The 10481-nt window shown below is 43.7% G+C and carries 9 protein-coding genes; 7 read left to right on the forward strand and 2 right to left on the reverse strand.

From position 1 onward, the window contains the following. Nucleotides 1-222: 222 nt before the first annotated feature. The 4 genes from AACX33_RS20045 to AACX33_RS20060 all read left to right on the forward strand — a co-directional run bounded on the left by AACX33_RS20045 (nt 223) and on the right by AACX33_RS20060 (nt 5026). A complete protein-coding gene (locus tag AACX33_RS20045; RefSeq protein WP_227789196.1) occupies nt 223-573 on the forward strand; it encodes a circadian clock protein KaiA in 351 nt (116 codons plus the stop codon). A 15-nt stretch (nt 574-588) separates the two neighbouring features. Next, complete coding sequence (gene kaiB / locus AACX33_RS20050; protein ID WP_194002363.1) at nt 589-903, forward strand: circadian clock protein KaiB; 315 nt, start codon at nt 589-591, stop codon at nt 901-903. Nucleotides 904-994: 91 nt separating this feature from the next. Then, entirely contained in the window at nt 995-2554 is a 1560-nt protein-coding gene (kaiC, locus tag AACX33_RS20055; protein ID WP_194002361.1) for a circadian clock protein KaiC, read from the forward strand. A gap of 105 nt (nt 2555-2659) precedes the next feature. Beyond that, nucleotides 2660-5026 carry a TolC family protein gene (locus tag AACX33_RS20060; protein ID WP_194002359.1) on the forward strand — a complete coding sequence of 789 codons (2367 nt, stop codon included), beginning with the start codon at nt 2660-2662 and terminating at the stop codon, nt 5024-5026. A gap of 626 nt (nt 5027-5652) precedes the next feature. Here the strand turns inward: AACX33_RS20060 and AACX33_RS20065 are convergent. Continuing rightward, entirely contained in the window at nt 5653-6204 is a 552-nt protein-coding gene (locus AACX33_RS20065; RefSeq protein ID WP_194002357.1) for a YciE/YciF ferroxidase family protein, read from the reverse strand. 238 nt (nt 6205-6442) lie between these two features. On the opposite strand from AACX33_RS20065, the gene AACX33_RS20070 reads away from it, so the two are divergent. Both AACX33_RS20070 and AACX33_RS20075 read left to right on the forward strand, forming a co-directional pair. Continuing rightward, nucleotides 6443-7123, forward strand: a complete 681-nt coding sequence (locus tag AACX33_RS20070) for a HEAT repeat domain-containing protein (RefSeq protein WP_194002355.1) — start codon at nt 6443-6445, stop codon at nt 7121-7123. Between the two features lie 71 nt (nt 7124-7194). Beyond that, on the forward strand, nt 7195-7761 hold the full coding sequence (locus AACX33_RS20075) for a phycobiliprotein lyase (protein WP_194002353.1): 567 nt from the start codon (nt 7195-7197) through the stop codon (nt 7759-7761). 242 nt (nt 7762-8003) lie between these two features. Here the strand turns inward: AACX33_RS20075 and AACX33_RS20080 are convergent, their stop codons facing one another. Further along, nucleotides 8004-9479 (reverse strand): site-2 protease family protein, encoded by a 1476-nt coding sequence (locus AACX33_RS20080; protein WP_194002415.1) that lies wholly within the window; start codon nt 9477-9479, stop codon nt 8004-8006. A gap of 259 nt (nt 9480-9738) precedes the next feature. On the opposite strand from AACX33_RS20080, the gene AACX33_RS20085 reads away from it, so the two are divergent. Continuing rightward, on the forward strand, nt 9739-10392 hold the full coding sequence (locus AACX33_RS20085) for an MBL fold metallo-hydrolase (protein ID WP_194002351.1): 654 nt from the start codon (nt 9739-9741) through the stop codon (nt 10390-10392). Nucleotides 10393-10481 lie beyond the last annotated feature (89 nt).

The raw sequence follows: 10481 nt of genomic DNA on the forward strand, positions 1-10481 counted from the left end.
CTCTTATTGATTTTTACCCCCGATCTTCCCAAAAATTGAGATCAGCCGGCTAAACTAGCCACCACACTCAGATTTTGCGGACAGATGTGGAGTTTCAGACATTACACTACCGACCAATTGTGTTTCTCACCTATAATTGCTACTACCACTGCTAAAATTTACTACCTACTGAAGTGGTAGCCACAATATCTTAATAAAAATTTCATTAATCAATATTTTTATGTGTTTCCATGCCAGACGCAAAAACCACAGCAGTTATTTCAGCAGATGACTCAAGTTGATCGACAGGTATTATTAGAACAACTCAAATCAGATTATCGCCAGATTCTTATAAATTACTTTACTACAGATAAAAGTCTGAAAGAAAAAATTGATCAATTTATCAATGCAGTATTTTGTGCTAATATTCCTGTGCCTCAAATTATAGAATTTCACATGGAACTAATTGAAGACTTTTCCATACAGCTAAGACTAGAAGGCAGGAGCGATGAAGCATTACTTGATTATCGTTTAGCACTCATAGATATCCTAGCTCACCTCTGCGAACATTATAGGTGTTCGATTTCTAAATAAACTCCATTCATCATCATGAATAAAGCCAGAAAGACTTATGTTCTCAAACTTTATGTAGCCGGGAACACACCTAACTCAGTAAGGGCATTAAAAATCCTGAAAAACATTTTAGAAGAAGAATTTCAAGGTGTCTATGCTTTAAAAGTAATTGATGTCCTAAAAAACCCACAGTTAGCCGAAGAAGACAAAATATTAGCTACACCAACATTATCTAAAATTTTGCCACCACCCGTTCGCAAAATAATTGGTGACCTATCAGACAGAGAAAGAGTGTTAATTGGATTAGACTTACTTTATGAAGAACTGAGTGAAGAATATTGGGAAGAGTAAAAAAACTTTAATCATACAAATTGGATCAGAAATTACCAAATTTACTTTAGTCATATAAAAACCGGGTTTAATACCCATTTCTTAATAAGCAATGAGCGAAAAAGACCAAGCAGCGCCAAACAACACCCCAATGGCTGGGGTAGAAAAAATTCGCACGATGATAGAGGGCTTTGATGATATTAGCCACGGTGGTTTACCTATTGGTAGAACTACCTTAGTTAGTGGTACATCTGGCACAGGCAAAACTTTATTTTCCTTGCAATTTCTCTACAACGGGATTACCCGCTTTGATGAAGCGGGTGTATTTGTTACCTTTGAAGAATCCCCCAGTGATATTATTAAAAATGCCCAAATTTTTGGGTGGAATTTACAACGCCTCATTGACGAAGGTAAGTTATTTATTCTGGATGCTTCACCAGATCCCGAAGGTCAAGATATTGTGGGTAACTTTGACCTTTCGGCACTTATTGAGCGTTTGCAATATGCAATTCGCAAATATAAAGCCCAACGAGTCTCAATCGACTCAATCACAGCCGTCTTTCAGCAGTATGAAGCGATGGGAGTCGTGCGGCGGGAGATTTTTCGCCTTGTAGCCCGTCTCAAGCTACTGTATGTCACAACGATTATTACCACCGAACGTAGCGAGGAATACGGTTCTGTTGCTTCTTTTGGAGTAGAAGAATTTGTTTCTGATAATGTGGTAATTGTGCGTAACGTATTAGAAGGAGAACGTCGCCGCCGCACAATTGAAATTCTCAAATTGCGGGGTACAACTCACATGAAAGGCGAGTATCCTTTTACAATTACCAATGAAGGAGTCAACATTTTTCCCTTGGGAGCAATGCGCTTGACTCAACGCTCTTCTAATATCAGAGTATCTTCTGGAGTCAAAACCCTCGATGAAATGTGCGGGGGTGGTTTCTTTAAAGATTCTATTATTCTGACAACGGGAGCTACTGGAACTGGTAAAACTTTATTAGTCAGTAAATTTTTGCAAGATGCCTGCATCAAGGGTGAACAAGCAATATTATTTGCTTATGAAGAATCCCGCGCGCAACTGTCTCGCAATGCTTACTCTTGGGGAATTGATTTTGAAGAATTAGAACGTCAAGGGTTACTCAAAATAATTTGCACCTATCCTGAATCAACTGGTTTAGAAGACCACTTGCAAATTATTAAATCAGAAATTGCCGCCTTTAAGCCATCTCGCATTGCCATTGACTCCCTTTCTGCCCTCGCTAGAGGCGTAAGCAATAATGCCTTCCGCCAGTTTGTCATCGGTGTGACTGGTTATGCCAAGCAAGAAGAAATAACTGGTTTTTTTACTAACACAACTGATCAATTTCTAGGGTCACATTCCATTACTGACTCCCATATTTCCACAATTACGGACACAATTTTGATGTTGCAGTACGTGGAAATTCGCGGCGAAATGTCACGGGCAATTAATGTCTTCAAAATGCGCGGTTCGTGGCATGACAAAGGTATCCGTGAGTACAATATTACTGCTGACGGCCCCGAAATTAAAGATTCTTTCCGTAACTACGAACGAATTATTAGTGGTGCGCCTACCCGCGTTAGTATCGATGAAAAGGCGGAATTGTCTCGCATAGTTCAACGTTTTGAAAAGAAACCGAGTTCCGATTCCTAAATTTAGCGTCATGGTATATTCGGATCTAAATTTAGGATCGTGCTATATTCTGTGGTAAAGAAGGGTTTTCTGCCGCTAGTATTGATTTTCGTGTGAGGGGATGCGGTGAAAGGACAATACTTATTCTATAGTTTCTTACCTGGTGTCACAGTAGCGGTATTAACCACCCAGCCTGCTTTGGCTGGAAAAGCAAGTGGCATACAACTTGCGTCTTCTTCTAGTGTCTTGACTTCTACTGATAGTCGAACCTGGGTTAGAGACAATATTAATACCCAACTGCCTAAGACTAAGACACAGATTTTTCCAGATATAGTACCCGAATCTGAGTTAACTATACTTGATTTACAGTCGTCTTCAAGTAGTAAGAGTAACCCAGTTATCTTGACAGGAAATACTGGTATACCCATACAAAAAAACTCTCAAAAAGATGAAGGTCAATTTCCCAGTTTTACAGATTCGTTAAATTCTGCCCAAAACTCAGAGCCGCATCATTTAAAAAGCCAACAAAAACAAAATCACGTCGCTATTTCTGAACAGCAATTAGAGAAAACTGTTGTTCCTACTGTTACCGCCCAAAGAACTTCTGCCCAGCCAAGCAGTTTTTCCCTATCTGCTTTACGACAACCTGTAGCATCTCCCAAACAACCAGAAACTCTGTTAGCGACAGTTTTACCGACTGGGGTTAGGGGTAGAGGAGCCGCAAGGTTGCTGGTGGTGCATAGTTGCTCAGATGTCAGTATCTGCGGGTCTCAAAATCTGACTGGGAATTTCGCTCAGAGTTATCCTTCTACTCTCAAGACCACCTTAGCTTTGGTAAATACTGGTTGGGAGTTAACTCCTACGCAACCAGAAACTGGCTATTTTCCATCTGCTGACACAGGTCAAATTCCTACGCAACCAGAAACTGGCTATTTTCCACCTGCTGACACAGGTCAAATTCCTACGCAACCAGAAACTGGCTATTTTCCACCTGCTGATACTGGTCAAATTCCTTTGCAAACAGAAACTGAGAATTTTTCACCTGCTGATACTGGTCAAATTCCTTTGCAAACAGAAACTGAGGATTTTCCACCTGCTAATTCTGGTCAAATTCCCGTGCAACCACAATTGGAATTTGCGCCTACTGGTGCTGTGCAAATTCCTGATAATCTGATTCCTAGTCCAAACCCGCTGGAATCTCCTACCAAACCAGAGGAAGTGACACTTGAAGCCAATCAGCCGATCACTTTAGCACAGTCCCTAGAAGTGGCAAAGCTGAACAATCGAGACTTACAGGTGTCTTTATTGGAGCTAGAACGCGCTCAAGCTGCTCTGCGGGAGGCTCAAGCTGCTTTGTTGCCCAATATTGGTATTAGTGCTGATGTCACTCGTAGTCGCTCTGCTGCTGAACAGCTACAGTTGGATCAACAGGCACGACAATTGAATGTACCAGCTCCTGGCGCTGAAGCTAATACAGCTTTTAGCGGTCAAGCTCAACTCACCTATGACCTTTTCACTTCTGGCAGACGGCGAGCTAGCATCAGTCAGGCGGAAGAACGGGTACGGTTCAGTGAGTTGGCTGTAGAGCGCCAATCTGAAGAAATTCGCCTGAGTGTGTCCACGGAATACTACGATTTGCAACAAGCTGATGAGCGCGTCCGCATTGCTGAGTCGGCTGTGGAAAATGCTCAGGCTAGTTTACGAGATGCCGAAGCTTTAGAAAGGGCTGGAGTTGGTACGCGATTTGACGTGTTGCAATCGCAGGTGAATTTGGCTAATTCTCAGCAGGAACTCACTAATTCTCGCTCTCAACAGCAAATTGCTCGTCGTCGTCTAGCAACTCGCTTAAGTGTGCCACAATCGGTGAATATTAGTGCGGCGGACCCTGTGCAATTAGCGGGTTTATGGAACCAAGACTTAGAAAATAGCATCGTTTTAGCGTTTCAAAATCGTCCAGAGCTGCAACAGCAATTGGCACAGCGTAACATCAATGAACAGCAGCGGCGAGAAGCACTGTCAGCTCTAGGGCCGCAAGTGAGCTTGGTTGCTAGCTACAACCTGCTAGATCAGTTCGATGATGGGACGAGTTTGACCGATGGCTATACTTTGGGAGTCAGGGCGACCCTGAATTTATACGATGGGGGAGCTGCCAGAGCCAGAGCATCTCAGGCTAAATCTAATATAGCGATCGCCGAAACTCAATTTGGTGAACAGCGCAACCAAATCCGCTTTCAGGTTGAACAAGCTTTTTCTACCCAAAGGTCTAATTTGGAAAATGTTCAAACTGCCAATACTGCTTTAGAACAGGCCAGAGAAGCTCTACGTTTGGCTCGGTTGCGATTCCAAGCCGGTGTAGGTACTCAAACTGATGTGATTAATTCCGAAAATGACTTGACCAGAGCTGAAGGTAATCGGATTACAGCTATCTTAGATTACAATCGCGCTTTGGCTCAGTTACAACGAGCCGTCACCTCCAGGGCGTTAGCTGAGTAAATTCGTCAAAAAACTTGTTGCATCTGACAAGCCCCCGGATTTATCCGTGGGGCTTTAGGGACTTCCAACTAAAAAAATATCCTATCACTGGGTGGGCAGGGGAGCAGGGAGCAGGGAGCAGGGGGGAAGAAAACAAAATATTATCTGAGTAAATTGGATAATTTATTTTCTGGAAGTCCCTTAACGAAATTCTGCGGAAGTCCCTATCCTCAGATTCCGCGGGGTAGGGATGGATAGCACGAAATATATAGATCTGCTACATTCTATATGGTTGCGACCCACCCACACGGCTCATAACAAACGGCTACAGTAGCGGCTCGACGCTTGCCAAGACTAAGAGCGTGAGAAAAGGGGAAAGAGTAGACCACTGGTTAGTAAGGCTACGTCCCACTGTAAAAGATCAGCCAAGCCTACTGTACGGGAAAGAAATCAAACCCCCTTGGGAAGCAGGGTGGCTGCGTGGGTTCTTCTTTGAGGAGATAAAGGTAGTAGCTGTGTAAGACCATCATCGGGTTCAGTCCCGAATATCCTTGTGATATACCCAACGTGGCAACGGCGAACGAGACACGAACTGATGATGGTTGTTTCTTTGAAGCTCCGGCTTCAGCGAAGCGAGCCGGAGGACTTCACCGAGATTTACTACCTGACGAACCTTGATTAGATGTAGCCTCCTGGAGTAGCTGTGGCAGACACTGGTCAATCTTTTGAGCTGTTTGTTCTTCTTGTTGCAAGTTTTGCTGGAGCAACTGCACAACTTGTTTTTGACCCATCTGTTCAGCAACCTTAATTAAGCCACGATAGCAGGCAATCTCCAGGTTTTCGACCTTGGACTGCGCTCCAGCTAGTCCCAACTCCAGGACTTTAGGATTATCAGCAGCCAATAGCATGAGTTTTTGACCGTCACTGACAAGCCCAGCGGCAGTATCGCAAGTGACTCGCTGTGGTTCCTGACCCAAAGTTTTAAATACCTGTGACAAATTCTGAATTTGCTGTTCAGTTTCTCCAATATGTGTCTCGATCAAAGACTTTAACTGATTATTTTGACAACATTGGTGCATCAATTGCTGCGCTTCTAAGAAGCGATGTTCAGCATCGTACATGGCACCAACTTCGTAGATAAATTTATCTTGTAAGTTGGTGATTTTTTTAGTCCCTGGGCGTTCGCTGAGTTGAACCATTGTGATTCTCCTAAAGGTTTGACGCTGTATTCGACAGCCATACCTTTAACGTAATTCCACTACATAGGTTTCACTTCATACTAAAGGCACAGCTAAGTGTTAATTCTGACTGCTAAATCAGATACATTCTTTGTTTTTAGCAGACGCGACTCAGACCAAACTCCTAAGTGGCCATGGTGACAGCCTGACAAGAGAATCGGTTAAAGTAAAGATAAGTAAAGAAAGCGCTCAGAATTAAATGGCTGCTCTACCCTTAGAGGAAATTTCCGTTCAGTTAGAAAGTCCAAATTTGCGCGATCGCATGGTAGCTCTGGCCAGTTTGCGTAATCTATCTCCTGAAGAGGCAGTACCTTTAATTAAAAAGGTATTGAATGATGAATCGCTGCAACTGCGATCAATGGCCATATTCGCCCTGGGAGTTAAGCCCACAGCCGAATCTTATCCACTTTTAGTCAAAATTCTGGAAAATGACCCAGATTATGGCATTCGTGCCGATGCTGCGGGAGCTTTAGGCTATTTGGGTGATGCTAGAGCCTTTGAGGTACTGGCACGGGCATTTTATGAAGATACTGATTGGCTAGTACGCTTTAGTGCAGCTGTTTCTTTGGGTAATATTAAAGATCCACGCGCCCATGATGTTTTAATTCAGGCATTGGATAGTAGCGAAACAGTCTTACAAGAAGCGGCAATTTCCGCACTAGGGGAAATCCAAGATATTGAATCTGTCGATAGTATCCTGCGCTTTGCTCAGTCAGAGGATTGGTTAGTGCGCCAACGTCTGGCAGAAGCCTTGGGAAATCTTCCGACTACAAAGAGTGTTTCAGCTCTAAAATATTTAGAAAAAGATCAGCATTTCAACGTGGCGGAAGCGGCGAGGATTTCTTTGGGAAGACTGGAAGAGAAAGCTAATCAAGCTTAATCTCCACACCGGCTGCTATTTTTTGATCAGAAGTAGGATGTTTAGCATTTTGTTTCAGGGTAGTTTTATTCATGAATATTGAAGAATTTTTTGAGTTGAGTGCTGGTAAATGGTTTTCCCATCGGACTAGTCACCATTTGGCTTTTAAACAATCTGAAGACGGCAAGTCAGACTTAGTAATTGAGAGTCTGCCAGCAGATCATCCAGAGGTGATAAAACTATGTGAACAATACGAAATTGCTCCTAGCGAAGCTTCCTGTGGCGCTAGAGTTACCTGGAATGGCACGATGGAATGGGATGAAGAAAAACACACTGGCTCTACTGTGTTAGTCACCGTACCCGATGCGGTTAATCCTCACGAAGGTAAGTTACTGCGAGAAATGGGCTATGCGGAGAAAGCCCCTGTTGCTGGCAGCTATCAGATGGGTAGCGATGGCGCTTTGACTCTGATTACAGAGTACGAAACAATGTCTTCTGAAGAACGCTTATGGTTTGCTAGTCCCAATTTACGGATGCGGGTGAGTGTCCTCAAGCGTTTTGGTGGCTTTAGTATGGCTTCCTTTACTTCGGAAATCCGCATGGGTGGTACTTCATCAGCGGCAAAAGTATCAGAGACGGCTGATTCCACTTCCAGTTAGTGGGAGATCAGAAATCAGTGAACAGTGAACAGTGAACAGTTATTAAGGGATAAGGTGGGACTTAGGGACTTCCAACTAAAAAAATATCCTATCACTGGGTGGGCAGGGGAGCAGGAAGCAGGGAGCAGGGGGGAAGAAAACAAAATATTATCTGAGTAAATTGGATAATTTATTTTCTGGAAGTCCCTTAAACCCAATTATTTCTCTTGACTGGTAACTGATAACTGATTACTGCTCACTGATTATATTTGCAACAAGTTGGCGATCGCCTGCGGTAGTGGCAGGACAATGATGATCAACAATGCCATTGCCATCAATCCTAAAATGTCACGTTTATTATCCAGTTCCGTGACATCATTCAAGGCAGGTTCATCAATCAAGGGGATGAATAATAAGATAATCGCCCAGATCAAAAATTCTTGCTGGACTAAAGACAGTAGTAGTAGTAGTAAGCGGGAAATTTGACCAATGACGATTGCGGTTTTCTGCCCGAACATCGCATGGACAATGTGACCTCCATCTAATTGTCCTACAGGCATCAAATTCAAGGCTGTGACGATTAGCCCCAGAAAACCTGCGATCGCTATAGGATGAAGGTTAATTGCTGATGTTGACGTTAACTCGCTCCCTAATGCTAGCTTGGAGAGCAATGCTAATAAAATTGAAGATTTGGGGTTGAGAGCTTCCGGTTTTAACAGTCCGGTTTGGTCAGTCATCGGAACCAATTCCGAATTAACCAAACCCCAGATCAGTAAAGGTAAAGTGACCACAAAACCCGCCAGTGGCCCAGCAATACTCACGTCAAATAAAGCTTTGCGGTGAGGAATGGGACTACGCATTTGAATAAATGCGCCAAAAGTGCCTAAAAAGTAAGGCAGAGGAATAAAATAAGGCAGTGTCGCCCGAATCTTGTAGTATCGCGCTGTCAAATAATGACCAAGTTCGTGGATGCCCAAAATAGTCATCAGCCCTAAAGCATAGGGCAATCCTTTTAACAACATACTTAGGTCAGATGCCACTTGTTTGGGATCAGCCCCGGCGTTGGTCGCGCCCACCCAAGTAGTAGTAGCCAAAGTAGCTAATACCAAAAATAAAGCTAATGCTGGACGTGTGATCCGTTCTGGCTTGCTGCTGTTATTTTTAGCGGCTTGAGTATTCGGCACAAGTACAAAGAAAGGTTTACCATTGAAACCTTCTTGAAAAATCAGGAGAAAGCGATCGCCAAATTCCGCTTCAATATTGGCCTTAATTTGCTGATAAGCCTGAGTCGGTGTGGTTCTGATCTGACCCCGACAAATCACAGCCTGGGGTCTGTACTCAATGTTGTGGATGTAGTACACAGACCAGGGAAAACAATTTCTCAGTTGGGTTTCTTCCGTTGGTTCAATGGGACGCACTGGTACTGGTTCTGCGGTAGGATGGATAGCCGATTGTGATTCAATAGCCTGGGGTTCAGTTTGCGTATCTCTTGGCGTTCTCCGACCCCATTGAAACAACAGCCAGTATAACAGAAGGCAGATAATTGATGGCCAAATCACCACTGCTGGTGGCGGAGGTTGTTGTGTCCCGTACATCAGTGTCCATCCGTTCAATATCAAAGCTGGAGTCATTAACACCAGCCACAACAACCAAACTGGCGTTCGGGTGATATGAGCGACGCTGCGCTGCACTATTAGATAAGTAGCTAGTCCCAGTAGGAGGAGAAACCAAAATGTCATGTCATCTTTAGTAATTTGGAAAAAATGTTTCACTAGCACCGCAGGGCGGAAGTCAAAAGTCAAAAAGCTTATACAATGAGCTGCTATTTACGTCGTGCTGTACTAGTGTGTCGGCACCACAGCCTTCACTACCAAACCGACTCTAAACCCCAATTTGTCGATAACTGTTCACAGAACTGATGATTTCTCAAGTGTTAATGCTTCAGAAGTTCAGCTCCCTCATCCAATTTTTACCACTCCTCAGTTTCGGTTTTTGCTCATGCGCCCCTTACCTCAACAGCCAAGTCAGACAGCCAAGCAACCACGTCCGGTGCTAGATAACGTCTTTGCTTTTCCACCAAATCGGGACACATTAGGGGGAACCTCTTATCTTATTGTAGGAAAGGAAGGCAATATCCTGATAGATTCTCCTGCGAGCGATCCAACAAATCAAGATTTTTTGCGATCGCATGGCGGCGTGCGGTGGTTATTTCTCACTCATCGAGATGCTATTGGTAAAACAGCAGAAATTCAGCAAACCTTTGGCTGTGAAGTGCTGATTCAAGAGCAAGAAGCTTATTTATTACCTGGATTAACTGTCACCAGTTTTACCCAGGAGTTCACACTCAATTCCACAGCAGAAGTAATTTGGACACCTGGACATTCTCCCGGTTCATCTTGCCTTTACTACAGTGATTTGGGAGGTGTGCTATTTTCTGGTCGCCATTTGCTTCCCCACCAGCAAGGCGAACCAGTACCAATTCGCACAGCCAAAACCTTTCACTGGCCTAGACAAATTAAAAGTCTTCAATTAATACTAGAACGTTTTACACCAGAAACACTCCAGTACATTTGTCCCGGTGCTAACACAGGTTTCCTCAGAGGTAAACGTGTCATAGATAATGCATACCAGCGTCTTGTCATTAGTCATTAGTCATTAGTCATTAGTCATTAGTCATTAGTCATTGGTCATTGGGAATTCATAATCTTTCCCCCCTGCTCCCTGCTCCCTGCCCCCCTGCC

It is taken from the genome of Nodularia sp. LEGE 04288, assembly GCF_963896525.1.
Lineage (GTDB): Bacteria > Cyanobacteriota > Cyanobacteriia > Cyanobacteriales > Nostocaceae > Nodularia.